General features: G+C 50.1%; 13 protein-coding genes. 9 read left to right on the forward strand and 4 right to left on the reverse strand.

From position 1 onward, the window contains the following. The first annotated feature begins 103 nt into the window (after positions 1-103). From PBOR_RS03985 to PBOR_RS04010, 7 genes are all read left to right on the forward strand, one after another. Positions 104-2,389 carry an AraC family transcriptional regulator gene (locus tag PBOR_RS03985; RefSeq protein WP_042210578.1) on the forward strand — a complete coding sequence of 762 codons (2,286 nt, stop codon included), beginning with the start codon at positions 104-106 and terminating at the stop codon, positions 2,387-2,389. A gap of 268 nt (positions 2,390-2,657) precedes the next feature. Continuing rightward, on the forward strand, positions 2,658-3,617 hold the full coding sequence (locus PBOR_RS03990; RefSeq protein WP_081971901.1) for an ABC transporter permease: 960 nt from the start codon (positions 2,658-2,660) through the stop codon (positions 3,615-3,617). A 15-nt stretch (positions 3,618-3,632) separates the two neighbouring features. After that, the gene (locus PBOR_RS03995) at positions 3,633-4,505 is read left to right on the forward strand and encodes a carbohydrate ABC transporter permease (protein WP_042210579.1); all 873 of its coding nucleotides are present in this window, start codon (positions 3,633-3,635) and stop codon (positions 4,503-4,505) included. A gap of 70 nt (positions 4,506-4,575) precedes the next feature. Then, positions 4,576-6,249: an ABC transporter substrate-binding protein gene (locus tag PBOR_RS04000; RefSeq protein WP_042210580.1), complete on the forward strand. Its 1,674-nt coding sequence runs from the start codon at positions 4,576-4,578 to the stop codon at positions 6,247-6,249. Positions 6,250-6,398: 149 nt separating this feature from the next. Then, positions 6,399-6,569, forward strand: coding sequence for a hypothetical protein (locus tag PBOR_RS36805; protein ID WP_157763969.1), 171 nt, complete (start codon positions 6,399-6,401; stop codon positions 6,567-6,569). Positions 6,570-6,995: 426 nt separating this feature from the next. Next, positions 6,996-8,588, forward strand: coding sequence for a glycosyltransferase family 39 protein (locus tag PBOR_RS04005; RefSeq protein ID WP_042210581.1), 1,593 nt, complete (start codon positions 6,996-6,998; stop codon positions 8,586-8,588). After that, positions 8,554-8,826, forward strand: coding sequence for a hypothetical protein (locus tag PBOR_RS04010; protein WP_042210582.1), 273 nt, complete (start codon positions 8,554-8,556; stop codon positions 8,824-8,826). Before PBOR_RS04005 ends, PBOR_RS04010 begins: the two co-directional genes overlap by 35 nt. A gap of 20 nt (positions 8,827-8,846) precedes the next feature. Here PBOR_RS04010 and PBOR_RS04015 read toward each other — a convergent pair whose 3' ends face one another. Both PBOR_RS04015 and PBOR_RS04020 read right to left on the reverse strand, forming a co-directional pair. Continuing rightward, positions 8,847-9,374, reverse strand: a complete 528-nt coding sequence (locus PBOR_RS04015) for a ClbS/DfsB family four-helix bundle protein (RefSeq protein WP_042210583.1) — start codon at positions 9,372-9,374, stop codon at positions 8,847-8,849. 67 nt (positions 9,375-9,441) lie between these two features. After that, positions 9,442-10,002 carry a histidine phosphatase family protein gene (locus PBOR_RS04020; RefSeq protein WP_042210584.1) on the reverse strand — a complete coding sequence of 187 codons (561 nt, stop codon included), beginning with the start codon at positions 10,000-10,002 and terminating at the stop codon, positions 9,442-9,444. A gap of 66 nt (positions 10,003-10,068) precedes the next feature. On the opposite strand from PBOR_RS04020, the gene PBOR_RS04025 reads away from it, so the two are divergent. Next, positions 10,069-10,986 (forward strand): AraC family transcriptional regulator, encoded by a 918-nt coding sequence (locus tag PBOR_RS04025; RefSeq protein ID WP_042210585.1) that lies wholly within the window; start codon positions 10,069-10,071, stop codon positions 10,984-10,986. Between the two features lie 25 nt (positions 10,987-11,011). Beyond that, positions 11,012-11,584, forward strand: coding sequence for a GNAT family N-acetyltransferase (locus PBOR_RS04030; protein ID WP_042210586.1), 573 nt, complete (start codon positions 11,012-11,014; stop codon positions 11,582-11,584). A 136-nt stretch (positions 11,585-11,720) separates the two neighbouring features. Here the strand turns inward: PBOR_RS04030 and PBOR_RS04035 are convergent, their stop codons facing one another. Further along, the gene (locus PBOR_RS04035) at positions 11,721-13,496 is read right to left on the reverse strand and encodes an ABC transporter ATP-binding protein (RefSeq protein WP_042210587.1); all 1,776 of its coding nucleotides are present in this window, start codon (positions 13,494-13,496) and stop codon (positions 11,721-11,723) included. Then, entirely contained in the window at positions 13,483-15,258 is a 1,776-nt protein-coding gene (locus tag PBOR_RS04040; RefSeq protein ID WP_042210588.1) for an ABC transporter ATP-binding protein, read from the reverse strand. The genes PBOR_RS04035 and PBOR_RS04040 overlap by 14 nt, the downstream gene beginning before the upstream one ends. Between the last annotated feature and the right edge of the window lie 31 nt (positions 15,259-15,289).

The following is a 15,289-nucleotide window of genomic DNA, read 5'->3' on the forward strand; positions in this document are numbered from 1 at the left end:
ATTGCTTAAACTGTACATCGAATTTCAAATTGTACATATGAACCCCGCCCTGGTTTCATTTATGATTGAACATGTACAAAAAAGGGAATTAGGGGGATTGCAATTGAATCTGGAAAGGGGTCACTTCACACAAAGTGTGGTGTTTCGGTTAATTGTCTCGTATGCGGTGATTCTGTGTATACCTGTCATTCTTAGTGTGATCATTTATGGTCAGACAAGAGAAATTGTGAAAAATGAAATTAAGCTGGCAAGCAGAGCGATGCTCCAGCAGGTAAGATATATTGTGGACGGAGAGCTGCTGCAGACAGAGAGCCTCGCTACGCAGCTGGCCGTTCATTCCGAAGTGAAAAGCTTTCTTTCTTCATCCACGACTGAGAACGCTTACAAGGTATACGGGCTGAAGCAGGAACTGAACAAGATGTTATCTGCCAACAATTTCATTAAGGAGATTAACTTATATTCGAAACCGCTGCAATCGGTCCTCTCCAGTGAGACTTATATAGAAGAACAATCCTTTTATGAGATGAAGCTTCAGACCGATACATTCGCTTACGGGGATTGGCAGAAGCTGATCAGCCAGCATCATTCGGGTGAATATGCGCTGCTTCCGCTCAAGAACCAGGATAAGAAAGTCACCTATACGCCGTTCTATATCCGTTCGCTGCCGATTCAGGCAACGGCTGAGGTTACTGGTGCACTCATTATCCCGCTTAATGTGGAGAAGATGATGACGATGCTCGCGAACATCGACTGGGTAGAACGGGGCCGGGTATTTATTATGGATACAAACGGCCAGATCATGATTCAGAATGCAGGTGACACGATGATTGAACCGGCGGCCTACCAGGAGTGGAATGACCGCGGCACAGGCACCTTTACGGGTACTTTCCAGGGGGTAAAGTCGATGATCACCATTGAGTCATCCGATACGACAGGCTGGAAGTACATCAGCGTGTTTCCGACTGATGTCTTCTGGGAGCATATCGGGGGGATGCGGACGATGAATATGTTCGGGTTATTGCTGTGCTTTGCGATTGGCAGTGCGGTTATCTATTATTTCGCCCGTAAGAACTATGATCCGATCAAAGAACTGGTTAGCGTCTTCACCCGCAATCCGGCGCAAGGCACCGGTAAATATCTGGATGAATATACGTTCATCCGCAGGAATGTTCTGGAGACAATCAGAGAACGCGATGATACGAACAATAAGCATGATCAACAGCTGCGTGTGCTGCAGAATTACTATTTAGGGAGGCTTCTGAAAGGTCAGGCAGACCGGAATGCTTCGTTCAATGAGCTGGCAGAGAAGTATAAGCTCCATTGGACGACCGATTCTTTCGCGGTGCTGCTGTTCTATATAGACAGCGATGAGGATGGGATACAGGACCTGGCATTATCCCAATTCATCGTGTCCAACATTGTTGCCGATCTGATCAGCAATCATTGGACGATCAATTTCACAGATGTGGATGGCATGCTGGCGGCGGTCGTGAATGTAGATCCGGAGCGTGCGGAGCAATGGAAGGATGATATCGAGGATGATCTAGCCCAGGCCTACGAATTCATTACCCTCCGGTACAAGCTCCGTTTCACCACTGTGGGCAGTGAGCTGCAGACGGGGCTGGACGGTGTAAATCTCGCCTTCCTTCAAGCACTGGAAGCCCAGGAATACCGCAGCATATTGGGAGACGAGATGCTGATCTGGTACGGAAGCATTAAGCCAAGCGCCGGCAGTTATTTCTTCACGGTGAATGACCAGATGATGCTGATCAACTTCCTGAAGGCCGATGAATTCGATAAGGCTAACGGCATGATTAATAGCGTCTTACAGCAAGCGTTCCAACGGGAAAGGTCGCATGAAATCTCCAAATGCATTCTGCTTGATGTGGCGGCTACGATGATCAAGGCCATTCCTGATCAGGAGCAGGCCAGCATTGCCTGGGATGAATGGCGGCCGCTTAAGCGGCTGTTGTCCTGCTCCACGAAGCAGGAGTTCGAGCAAGAGCTGCTCGATATCTTTGACCGGGTGTGTACGGTGCTCCGCAGCAAGCCTAACCTGCAGACGAGTGCCGGCATCGGCGAGAAGGTTACAGAGTTCGTGCAGGAGAACTACAGCGACAAGAACCTGAGTGTGTCACAGATCGGCGATCATTTCGGATTGACGCCGCAGTATGTATCCCGGTTGTTCCGCGAGCAGACAGGGCAGGTCGGACTGCGCGACTATATCAGCCAGACCCGGGTAGAAGCCGGCAAGGTTCTGTTGCTGGAGGGGGCCAGCATCGACGATACCGCCGAGAAGGTCGGATTTGCCAGCAGCCATGCGTTCATTCGTGTATTCAAGAAGTATGAAGGGATTACGCCGGGGAAATACAAGGCGATCCAGGGATAGCTAAAGTGATGATTTCCGGTTACCGGAGATCATCTTTTTTTTGTTTCCAAGCGGAAATACGCGAAACCGTCTATCCGGTTCAAGGTGTCAATCGCCATTTGCAGGTTAACGTACATCATTTCCGGTATTGAACATTGATGAGCCGCAGGGTTAGCAAGTACATTGTTTGAGAAGAAAGCGATTACACCCGGACGGCAGAGCATTCGCCCGCAAGCGTCAGGCTGCCGTCCCTGCTAGAGTGAATTATTCGTGAGGAAGTGATGATGACATGGCAGTTCCTGCTAAAGCCAAGACTGCAGGCATGATTCCACGTAAGAAGGCGGACAGAATTCCCCTATGGAAGCATGTTAAACAAGAATGGAAGCTATATTCGTTTCTAATCATCCCGGTAATCTACTTCATTATTTTCAAGTATGCGCCGATGCTGGGGAACATTATTGCTTTCCGGAAGTACAGAGGCGGGCCTAATATTCTGGGTACGGAATGGGTCGGGTTCACTTACTTTGAGATGTTCATGAAGGATCCGACGTTCTGGAGAGCTTTCTTTAATGATCTTACTTTAAGTGTAAGTTATCTCCTGGTGAAATTCCCGGTTACTTTGTCATTCGCGCTCCTGCTGAACGAAATACGGAGAATCAAATGGAAGAAATTCGTCCAGACGGTATCTTATCTTCCGCATTTCATCTCTATGGTTATCGTCGCAGGGATGATTAAAGAGGTGGTTTCGTTAACAGGCCCCCTGAACAGCGTTCTGACATCCTTTGGACTTGAGAAAATCTCCTTCATCTCCCTGCCGCAGTGGTTTCCGGTGATCTATGTTACCTCCGGCGTCTGGCAGAGTCTGGGCTGGGGAACGATTCTCTATCTGGCAGCGATGACCGGCATCGATCCATCATTGTATGAGGCAGCGAAGATTGATGGCGCTAACCGGTTCAAGCTGGCGAAGCATGTGACCATTCCCGGCATTCTGCCGACGATTATGGTGCTCCTGATTCTGGATATCGGCAGTATCCTGGGTTCTAATTTCGAGAAAATCCTGCTGCTGTACAATCCGCTCACCTACGAAACCGCTGATGTTATCTCTACCTATGTGTACCGGATGGGGATCACCGGAGGGAACTTCAGCTATGCGACAGCGGTAGGCTTGTTCGAAGGGATTATTGGACTGATCCTGGTGACGATTGCCAATACCGTATCCAAAAAAACTACGAAATCCAGCCTGTGGTAGAAAGGAGCCGAACCCGTGAAGCGAACCTCAACCTTTAACTTATTTAACATTTTGAACAGTATATTTATGATTCTGATTGTCATCTTCACCTTATATCCATTCGTCTATCTTGTAGCCCAGTCCTTCAGTTCGGAAGCCGCTATCTATGCAGGCAAGGTAACCTTATTCCCGGTGGAGTTTACGACCAAGACGTATGAAGTTATCTTGAGCAAACCGGATTTCTTCCATTACTACTGGAACACGATTGTGTATTCCGTAACAGGCACTTTAATCGCCGTGACTGCAACAGCAGTAATCTCTTATCCGCTATCCAAAGATAAACTGCGGCTCAACAAATTTTTCATTCCGTTTGTCCTGTTCACAATGTATTTCGGAGGCGGACTCATCCCGAACTATATTCTGGTGGCTAAGACGTTAGACATGCGGGATACAATCTGGGCGATTGTCATTCCGGGGGCGATCAGCGCCTTCAATGTCATCCTGATGAAGACGTTTTTTGCCAGCCTGCCTTATGAACTGGAAGAAGCGGGACGGGTGGACGGCCTGGGGGTATTCGGGATTTTCACCAAAATCATCCTGCCGTTATCGAAGCCGATTCTGGTAACCATCATGCTGTTCGTGATGGTCGGCATGTGGAACAACTGGTTCGGACCGTCACTCTATCTGCAGTCTAAGGAGAAGTGGCCGGTCGCCCTGTATCTGAAGCAAATCATCGACAATGCGGTCAGTCCGACCGAAATCGGGGCATCCTCCGATCAGACCAGCCAGATAGCGGCAAGCATCAAATCGACGGCCATGGTGTTAACCTCACTGCCTATTATCTGCGTATATCCGTTCGTGCAGAAGTATTTCGTACAGGGCATGATGATCGGCGCTGTCAAAGGATAAACGGTATAACCGGAGAGGGCAGGGCCCTCTCTGTTATATATAGCTCTATACACAAAAAGGGAGGCAAACAATGAGATTCAGTAAACCACTTGCAATGGCATCGCTGGCGTTGATGTTGTCTATGACAGCTTGTTCATCCGGAAATAAAGAGGCTTCGGGCACCAATAATTCCACAGCACCGAATGCTGCTAGTACGAATGCACCTGCAACAGCCGGGGCGGAAGATTATACCTTCGGCGAAGATCAGACCTTCCACTCCAATGAACCGGTAACCTACTCCATGATGTACAGCGACCATGAGAATTATCCATATAACAAGGACTGGCGGCTGTGGAGTGCGATCCAGGAGAAAACGAATGTGAATTTCGATTTGGCCATTACGGCAAGAACCGAATATGAGAACCAGAAATCGCTGCTCGTGAACAGCGGAGACGCTCCTTATATTATTCCTAAGACTTATGATGAATCCGCTTTCGTCGCCACAGGCCAGATTGTACCTGTAAGCGATTGGGTGCAGTATATGCCGAACTATATGAAGGCTGTGAAGGATTGGGGAATGGAGGAGGACCTGAAGGCTAAGCTGAAGGAGGACGGTAAATATTACGTGCTTCCAGGCATGTGGGAGATTGCCGGCGGCGGTTATTCCTACATTATCCGCAAGGATGTGTTTGAAGCTGCGGGAGTGGACGTCGAAGGCCAGCAGGGCAACTGGACCTACGAGGACTTCTATGAAGCGATGAAGAAGGTCAAAGATTTCACAGGCAGCAATTATGTCATCTCTGATCAGTTCAAGGGAGATTCGGCACTGAACATTGCTGCAGTTCAATACGGCGTTACGGGCGGATGGGGATTATCCAACGGCCTGGTCTTTGACCAGGATAAGCAGCAGTTTGTTTTTGCCGATGCCTCCGATGACTTCAAGGACTATCTGGGTTACTTCAATAAGCTAGTAAATGAAGGCATTATGGACCCTGAATCATTCACTCAGGAAGATGATGCAGCACAAGCGAAGTTCTTCAAGGGCGACACCTATGTAATCAGCGGAATCTACCAGGTTATGGCCGATTTCAAGAGCAAGATGCAGGTGCCGGATAGTGAGCTCTACATGATTACCCAGCCGGGCGGACCGAAAGGGAAGCTGCAGGTCGAAACCTCCCGTCTCGAGAACGGAATCATGATCAGCCAGAATGCGCTGGATGATCTGGGCGAAGAGGAGTTCATCAAGATGCTCCGCTTCGTCGACTGGTTCTGGTACTCTAATGAAGGTCAGATGCTCAGCTTATGGGGCGTTGAAGGGGAGACGTATACCCTGGATGCAGACGGAAATGTAGTGCTGAATCCGGAAATCTACTACAACGGCATCAACGAGGGTGCAGCCAAGCAGCTCAATGTCGATTTCGGCTTCGCCGGAGGAATGTTTGCTTACGGCGGCTCTGAGAAGCTGAAGATGTCCAAGATGACCGATGGGGAGAAAGACTTCGTGAGCCGCGTCCAGTCGACCCGGGATGCACGCAAACTGGCACCGCCGATTATGGCTACTCCGGAGGAGAATGAGCAAATGAAGCTGATCTCGACACCGCTGATGGATTACGTCAAGACAATGACGCTCAAGTTCGTGACCGGCCAGGAGAAGCTCGACAACTGGAGCCAGTATACGGCTCAGGTTGAAGCCAACGGCAGCACACGGTATACGGAGATGGCCAATGATATTTTTGCGAAGACCAAGAGTCTGTTAGGCTATTAATGATTAACTCGCTTAAGTAAATAGATTCAGCACGGCAGATCCCCTTCAAGCAGACTTTCCGCTACAGCGTCATCTTAGGATGCAGTGGCTGGAGAGGGGCTTGGAGGGGATTTCTATGTGTATTCCTAATCGTCAGCCTCCATTCTTATATGGAAATAAGAGATAATCTGCTGAACGGTTCTTTCGGGGTAATGAATTCCTTTGGCTTCGCAGATATCTTCGGCATCCTGCTTAAAGACGGGCAGGCTTCGTTTAACGGCAGCTTCCAGCTCATGAAATTCGGCTTTGGCAAAATAGAATTTCTACCTTATACATCGTGAAAGAAAAACAGATCCAGGAGTGAATCTGAAGGATAGTTAATATAAAATCCTGCACCAAATACAACATTTTCCTCAATAAATGGGCCGTAATCGACAATTGTTGTACAGAATGCAGCATTTCTCCTTCAGCTGGCGGCACATCGCGAGAATTCTTGTATTTTCTACAACAATTCCTCCAAATACCCGGGTATCTATGAATCGAAGTTGTACTAAGTACAACATTAATATTTACTGAGGGTGAAACTGTGAAATTTACTCTGCTGCTTGGCGGGGGAACGTGCTATTCAGCTTTCTCCAGTATATTGGCGAACCTGAAGTTCACCTTAACCCCATCTTCATCTGTTATTCAGGTTCGGTGTTTATACTACTTTTATAAATCAAGGCATGTGCGGATGGGGAACGGACGCTGCCATAGAGGAGGTTCACATGGTAAAAGGAATCCAGCGAATTTTATACGTCCTGCTTGCCTTTTTCATAGGGCTGTTTATTGCTTCCTCCTTCTTTATCAGGGCGAAGTATAACTATGCAATCTATGGCGATACAACAGTGCTGGAGAAACAAAATGTCTTGCTGTTTATCCTGCTGATCGCAGCCGTTCTGGGACTGAGCTATGTGCTGTACAGGCTCTGCCTGAAGCTTAATAAATACAGCAGGAGAATAGTCATTCCCGCGGTCTTGTTATTTTCTGCCGCTATTCAACTCGTGATCATCTTCCTGTTCACCCGCATGCCAACGGATGATTCGCAGACGGTGCTGTCGCTGGCCTGGGATATGCTGTACAACAAGGATTATTCATCCTTCCAGCCGGGCGGATATCTGTATATGTTCCCGTTCAATTTCTCAATCGTTCTGTATCTGAAGACGCTGCTGTTCCTGTTCCCGGACAATTATCTGGTGATCAAAAGCTTCAATATCCTGTTCTCGCTGGTCACCACGCTAATGATCTACCTGCTCTACAAAGAGCTGAATACCAAGTCCAAATCGAACGACTATGGTGTCCTGGTATTTGCCGCGACCTATATTCCGTCTTTGTTTATGAGCAACTTTATCTATAATGATGTGATTGCCACAGCTCTGCTGACCAGCGCTTTGTACTTTGCCGTTACGTTCATCCGCAGAAGATCCATGAAGGATATCGTGTTCGCGGCCATCCTGCTGGCCATCGGCAACTATTTCCGGAGCACAGGCATGATCTTCCTGATTGCGATCGTATTTTGCCTGTTACTTAACCTGCGTCACCTTGGGCTTAAAAAAGCCATCGCATCCATAGGCATAACGCTGCTGGTGTTTAACATTCCGGGCTGGACGCAGAACGCTGCGCTCCAGGCAACAGGTATCGTGGACGAATCCCCGTCCAGCAATTCCGCACCGGTCTATATGTGGCTGAATATGGGAATCAATCTGGAGACGCTCGGCTTCTGGGATAACCGGGAGAGCTATACTATTTATCAGCAGGAGGCCGGCTACAATAAAGCGGAGAGCGTGGAGCTGTTCAAAGCGTCCATCAGCAATAAGCTCTCGGAGGCTACTTTAGGGGAGCTTGCCGGAATGTATTATAAAAAGCTGGTCTGGATCTGGACCGAAGGAACGTATCAGGTTGAGCGGTACGGTATAGGGAATGATGGAACCTCTATAGGCGGCGGGGGGCGAAACGGCTTTGTGATGGACCGGTATATCTATTCCACCTCTGCATCAGAGCTGCTTAAGGGAGATTCGAATTACCGGAGCGGGCTGCAATGGGTGGTGTATGTGCAGAATTTCCTGATGTATGGATTCATTCTTTTCCGGCTGGTCAGCGGGATACGGGCCAAGCGGTTTGCGGAAACCTCATTGGTTCTGGTGATTCTGGGCTTCATCGGCTTCTATCTGCTCTGGGAGATCAAGGCCCGGTACATTTATCCGGTATATCCGCTGCTGATCGTCTTATCCTACTTGGGCTTTAAAGATGTCTATGAACTTCTGACCACGAAAAGGGGGACTGGGCATGCGGTTCAACAAGCGGCACAAGAGTCGGACTAAGAAATCCCGCATCACCTTAATCATTACTGTGCTTAGCTGTTCGCTGGTGCTCACCTCATGCGAGGCGATTACTGCCCAGAAGATTTCAAGTGACGATTTCAACTCCAGATCGGGCGGGTTCCCCGGCATGAACGGCGGCACGAATTTCAATGGCGGCGGCCGGGGGATGGATCGGGGAGGAACGCGCAGAGGCGGCAGTCAGGGGACGGATGGGGGAGCGGGCAGCAGCCAGCAATGATCCGGGCCGGGTAGTGGAGGTTATGCCAGCGTAGCGGGGAAATGCTTTTTCCACTTTCGGATTTTCCCCCGGAAGGATTTGAACGGAGCGGCTGAATTGATATGAATCCACCGGGCCATGGGCCAGTTGTCCTTGGTTCCGGTCCATTTACGTGAGCCCTGGATGAACAGCTCTTCTTCCGTTAATGTGCCGACCCATTCCAGCCACTGCTGCTCCGATTGCCGGAATAAGCTGCGTAGCTCAGTCAGTGAATACTCAGAATATGTGCTGTAAAAGGACTGATACAATCCGCCCAGCTCATTCCACTTATAATCCTGGGCGGGCATGAGGAAGGCTCTTCCTTCCAGCTCATTCTGATCCCAGCTCCTCACCAGCTCCAGCCATCCCAGCTGATAGGCGATGATCTCAGCCGGGGTTTTATCCGCTTCGGGAATCCGCGTGTCCTTGTATGTATTGTCAATGCCGTCAAACTCGGCGTCCAAGAGCAGGTAGAGGGTATGGATCGTTTCCAGCAGCTCCTGTTTGGACGAATATTCATAGCTTGCCATAGCGCTCACTCCTTTGATTCTGTTATACCATAGAGCTGTGACAACAGTCTGTCCAGTTTAAACAGAGTCAGCTCCTGTTCCAAATCCGCTGCACGCCGGTGAGTGTATCTCCATTGAAGCTTAGCTTGTAGATATCGGGCATATCCAGCTGCTTCCAAAAGCCATAATCATAACGCTTATCCAGCGCATTCATGATTAGGACCATAATATTACCGTGAGTCCCGATGACGGCGTTACTGCCTTTGTAATGCTGCAATACTCTGTGGAGGGCCCGAACTCCTCTACTCTGGGCAACCAGATTAGATTCTCCGCCTTCCCAGGCAAAAGAGGGATTCTCCCAGACCTTCGTAATGGCCTGCCCGAAGTTGCTGACGGGTCCGCTGGACAATAATCTTTCTCTGAAATCCTCTTCTAGTACAAGTTCAAGGCCCAGAGGTCCGGCCAGTCCTTCAATAGTCTGTATCGCCCGTTTGTAGGGACTGGAAAGCAGGACATGAATATTTTCATGGATGAGCAGCTCCGTGATCTTCTGCGCGTCTGCCTGTCCACGTTCAGGTAGAGGTCTGTTTAATTCATCAGCAGAATAAGCAGAGTGCGCATGCCTTACGAAATACAGATTTGTAACCATTAATCATCACCTCATCTGCTAATATTTGTAATGTATTGTAGCATGAATGGGGCGGGGAATTCAGCGATGAATGATGAATATATAGAACGGATCAGTAAGGTCATTGCTTACATAGAGGAACATAGCAGTCAACCGCTTAAGCTGGATACACTGGCAGAGGTATCGCATTTCTCCAAATATCATTTCAGCAGAATATTCACAGCTGTAGTTGGCGTGACTCCCATGGCATTTGTAACCAGGAAGCGTATACAGCACTCACTGGTGCTGCTGGCCGAAACGCATCAGACCATTCTGGAGATCGCGGGTCAATGCGGTTTCGAATCGGTATCGGTCTTTAATGCCCATTTCAAACGGTATTATGACTGTACACCGGGCAGCTTCAGGAACGGTAACCGGAAAAAGAGCAATTTCGCATCAGCCCTCAGCAATATGCAAGCAGAATCAGCTTCCGTGGCAGATTACAATAGAGCAGGAAGTAATCCGCTGTTAAGGAGGGCATGGGATAGTATGGTTGAAATCAGGCAGATCCCGGATGTTGAAGTCGCCTATGTAAGGCATATTGGCAGCTATTTGCATACGTATACCGCATGGGACAAGCTAAGCCGCTGGGCAGATCAGCAGGGGCTTCATGCAGGGAATCAGCAGTTTATCGGAATATCGTTGGATGACGGGGATCTCGTAGAGGAGTCTGCGTGCCGGTATGATGCCTGTATTACATTACCCGTAGGTTTGGAGCGGGAGACGCACCGGCCGCAGGTAGAATTCAAGACATTATCCGGCGGGATGTATGCGGTGTATTCTTACTATGATACGGTAGACAAATTTGTCCTCGCGTATGAGAGTATGTTCAGCGTATGGTTACCCCGCAGCGGGTACGAAGCGGACGACAGGCCGTGTCTTGAATTCTGTCTGAATGATCCTGCGCAGGACCCGGAGGGCAAATGCAAGGTTGATTTGTACATCCCCATTAAGCAACGAATATAAGGTTTCCTGGAATGGAGTGGCTGGAATGAATTTGAATGTTGTGTTTGACCAGTTTCCTGTACTGAGATCAGATGAACTTGTATTGAACAGAATTGAGGAGACTCATCTGGACGAGCTGTTTGACATTTACAGCAATGATAGAGTCTTTGAATACTGCGGGATCATCCCCAAACATAACAAGGCTACAGTCAGTAATATGATAGGCCATTTTGAACGGGACTACGCCAAAAGATCAAGGATCAAGTGGGGCATTTTTACCAGTGGTGAAGAGGGGCGTCTGCTTGGAATTATTGAAGCCTGTGACTTCAATCAGAAGGTGAATATGGTGACGATCGGCTACTTCCTGGCGGAAGCCCATTGGGGGAGGGGCATTGCCTCAAGGGCAGTTGAAATACTTACGGAGTTCCTGTTTGGGCAGGTGAATGTGAACAGAGTTCAGGCCGAAGTGATGCTGATGAATGAACCGTCCAAGAAGGTGCTGCTGAAGAACGGCTTCATCAAGGAGGGGATGCTGCGGCAAGCCGCCTTATGGTCAGGCAAAGGAATTGTCGATCTGGAGATTTACAGTATGCTAAGGGAAGATTATATTCAAGTTTGAAAATAAGATAAAAAAAAGCTCAGGCCCGTTAATAGGCTTGAGCTTATTGGTGCTGTAAGAACTAATAATCTGTCTGGGGTCCCCGCAAAGTACCTGAGTTATCTTCGAAGCTGGAGCCTCACTTTGTGGGTTTGGCTTATGCTTCCATCTTCTGCGCCGTATAGAGTCTGTGGTAGAGACCGCGGCGGGCAATCAGCTCATCATGCGAGCCGCTTTCCGCAATGCCCTTATTCGAGACATACATGATGCGGTCGCAGTTCTTCACGGTGGACAGCCGGTGCGCGATGATGAACGAGGTACGTCCCTTAAGCAGCTCATTCAGGCCCTTCTGGAGCAGGCGCTCAGTCTGTGCATCAATGGAAGAAGTGGCTTCATCCAGGATGAGAATGCGCGGGTTGGCCAGCAGGGTTCTGGCGAACGAGATGAGCTGCCGCTGTCCCTGTGAGAGCTTGGAGCCGCGCTCATTAACCTCCGTCAGGTAGCCCTGGTCAAATTCACGGATGAAATCATCGGCGCAGACAGCCTTCGCAGCGGCGATGACCTCTTGCTCAGTGGCATCCGGTCTGCCGTAGCGGATATTATCCAGAATCGTCCCCGAGAAGATGAAGCTGTCCTGCAGCATAATCCCCATCTGGCTGCGCAGCGATTTCAGCGTGATCCCGGCGATATCCTGCCCGTCGATCAGGATTCTGCCGCCGGTAAGGTTATAGAAGCGCGAGATCAGATTGACGACCGTGGTTTTGCCGGCACCGGTCGGTCCGACCAGCGCGATGCTCTCTCCGGCTGCAACATCGAAGGAGATGTTCTCCAGGATGTTCAGTCCCGGATCGTAGGCGAAGGTTACATCGTCGAAGGTGACCCGGCCCTGAACGGGCGGCAGCTCCTTCGCCCCGGGAATATCGCTGACGGTTACCGGCTCATCCAGCGTTTCGAAGATACGCTCCAGATAAGCTACCGCATTGATGAAGTTGTTGTACAGCTGGGATAGATTCAGAATCGGCTGCCAGAAGCGGGCGGCATAGCTGCTCATCGCGAGAATGACACCAAGCGTCATGCTCTGCGGGTCCAGGGTCAGCAGGCCAACCAGGAAAATCATCGCTGTAACCATGGTAGACAAGTTATCGACAGTGAACGGAATAAGGGTGTTGTAACGCAGCGCCCGCATCCACTCTGTGCGGAAATTACCAGCCAGGCGCGTAAAGACGCCCTCATTGCGCTGTTCCCGGGAGAACATCTGGGTCACGCCGATACCGCTGATGCTCTCCTGCAGATAGGCGTTCAGATTGGAGCTTTTGTTCGATACCGCCTGCCATGCCCGGCGCTGCCGGGTTTTGATGAGCAGCATGACACCGAGGAATACGGGCAATCCGGCAAGAATGACGAAGGAGAGCCGGACATCTACGGCGAACATGAATGCAGCGATGAAGATCAGATTCACGATTTCTAGGATAAAGTTAATAATTCCGTTCGACAACACGTCGGATACCGCATTGACGTAGTTTACAACCCGGATCAGGATCTTGCCCTGCGGCCGGTCATCGTAATATTTGAACGGCAAATCCTGCAGATGCTTGAACAGATCGGTACGGATATCGAAGATAATATCCTGCCCGACACTGGTCATAATCCGTGAGCGGATCGTCGCCAGAATTACGCTGACAATGATCGTCGCCAGCATCAGCGCAGACCAGCCAACCAGCGCGCCCATCTCTTTGGCGGGAATGGTTACGTCTACCACATGCTGCATAATCAGCGGGGCTGATAGGGCGATAGCCGCCGACAGTGCGCTAAGCACGAATGCGAGAATCATCGGTTTCTTCTTGCGTCTGATATAGACCATGGCCCGCCGGAAATGCTTAATGTTAAACGGTGATTCCAGATTCTCATCGACATCGAATTTATTCCTGGCCACTCTCGGTCACCTGCCTTCCAATGCCCTCGTTCTGCAGCATAAATACATCATAGTAATAACCCCGCTTAGCCAGCAGCTCGGCGTGGGTGCCTTCCTCGATCAGACGGCCGCCATCCAGAATCAGGATGCGGTCTGCCTGGGCGGTAGTGGATACCCGCTGTGCAATGATAATCTTCGTGCAGGGATACTCCAGCTCACGCAGACTCCGCTGAATATGCTCCTCCGTCTCCAGATCGACGGCAGACGTCGTATCATCCAGAATCAGGATCGGACGGCGGACCGCCAGCGCGCGGGCAAGCGCAATACGCTGCTTCTGTCCTCCGGACAAGCCGACACCGCGTTCGCCGACTACCGTATCATAGCCTTCCGGCATTTTGACGATGAAGTCATGGGCCGCTGCGAGACCGGCATAGGCCTGCGCTTCTTCTTCCGTAAGCTCGGGGTCGCCATAGGCGATGTTGCCGTCGATCGTATCGGAGAACAGGAGGACGTCCTGTGTAGCCATCCCGATATTCCCGCGCAGTTCATCAAGCTCAAGCTCACGGACATCCCGGCCGTCTACCAGCACGCGGCCTCCGGCCACATCGTAGAACCGGGGGATCAGGTTGATCAGCGATGTCTTGCCTGAGCCTGTAGCGCCCATAATGGCGATCGTTTCGCCGGGTTCAACCGTGAAGCTCAGATCATCGAGCACGGTAGCGCTGTCATATTTGAACCGGACATGCTCGAACTCAATCCGGCCCTCATAGCGGCGGTTCTCTGTGACATTATGCTCGTTCACAATAGCGGGGCGGGCATAATAGATATCGACGATTTTGGATAAGCTGGCAAAGAAACGCTGGATATCATTGATAATGATCCCGATATTGCGCATAGGGTTGGATACCGCCCAGATTAGCGAGGAGAAGGCTGCGAACTCACCAAAGGTGATCCGGCCGTGCATCAGGAAGTAGCCGCCGGCCAGCATCAGAATGACATTGAAGGCTTGGGCGAAGGATTCCAGATAAGGAAAGTAATCAAGCCAGACTAGGGCCGCTTTCTTGTTCGCCACAGAGTAGTTGACATTCTTCTCCGTGAATTTGGCAATCTCAAACTCTTCACGGGCGAAAGCCTTGACTACACGGTTGCCTGAAATGTTCTCCTGTGTCGTCGTGTTAAGCTGGGACAGCCGCTCGCGCAGATCAATGTACATGGGACGGACACGTTTGGCGAAGATAAAGGCCACGACAAAAATCGGTGGCGACAGGATCAGCATCCACAGCGTCAGCTGGACATCGATTGTAAGGAAATAGATGACGGCTGCCAGAAAAATCGTCAGCGATTCAATGATCGTCTTGAAAATCCAAGCCATCGAATGCCGGACCATATCCAGATCGCCTGTCATCTTGGTCATAAGATCACCGGTACGGTTGCGGTCATAATACTCCCGGTCCTGCCCCTGAATCTTGTTGTACAAATAAATGCGGATGTTGTACATCATATTCTGGGAGGATATTTCGTACTGCATGGTCGTTAGATAAGCCAGACCTGTGCGGAGCAGGGAAAAGCCGATCATGCCCAGGCAGAGCGCGATGAGCAGACCCCTCTCTGTAGCAAGATTCTGCCCTGCATGGTCGCCGGCTATAAACGTATCGACGATGCGCTGGCTGAGGTACGGGTTCACAATCGTGAGACTTGAGCCCACTACGGAGAGACAAAGCGCCACGATATACCGTGCCCGGTTGCCCTCCAGGTTCTGCCACAGCCATTTTAGTTCAAACATCTGATCACCTGCTTCTGTTTTTCTTATTTTC

The organism is Paenibacillus borealis (assembly GCF_000758665.1).
Taxonomy (GTDB): domain Bacteria; phylum Bacillota; class Bacilli; order Paenibacillales; family Paenibacillaceae; genus Paenibacillus_AQ; species Paenibacillus_AQ borealis.

Bases quoted from the DNA above. Each gene is read 5' to 3' on its own strand.
- PBOR_RS03990 (WP_081971901.1), top strand. From the start codon at position 2,658: ATGGCAGTTCCTGCTAAAGCCAAGACTGCAGGCATGATTCCACGTAAG.
- PBOR_RS04000 (WP_042210580.1), top strand. From the start codon at position 4,576: ATGAGATTCAGTAAACCACTTGCAATGGCATCGCTGGCGTTGATGTTG.
- PBOR_RS36805 (WP_157763969.1), top strand. From the start codon at position 6,399: ATGGAAATAAGAGATAATCTGCTGAACGGTTCTTTCGGGGTAATGAAT.
- PBOR_RS04005 (WP_042210581.1), top strand. From the start codon at position 6,996: ATGGTAAAAGGAATCCAGCGAATTTTATACGTCCTGCTTGCCTTTTTC.
- PBOR_RS04010 (WP_042210582.1), top strand. From the start codon at position 8,554: ATGCGGTTCAACAAGCGGCACAAGAGTCGGACTAAGAAATCCCGCATC.
- PBOR_RS04015 (WP_042210583.1), bottom strand. From the start codon at position 9,374: ATGGCAAGCTATGAATATTCGTCCAAACAGGAGCTGCTGGAAACGATC.
- PBOR_RS04020 (WP_042210584.1), bottom strand. From the start codon at position 10,002: ATGGTTACAAATCTGTATTTCGTAAGGCATGCGCACTCTGCTTATTCT.
- PBOR_RS04025 (WP_042210585.1), top strand. From the start codon at position 10,069: ATGAATGATGAATATATAGAACGGATCAGTAAGGTCATTGCTTACATA.
- PBOR_RS04030 (WP_042210586.1), top strand. From the start codon at position 11,012: ATGAATTTGAATGTTGTGTTTGACCAGTTTCCTGTACTGAGATCAGAT.
- PBOR_RS04040 (WP_042210588.1), bottom strand. From the start codon at position 15,258: ATGTTTGAACTAAAATGGCTGTGGCAGAACCTGGAGGGCAACCGGGCA.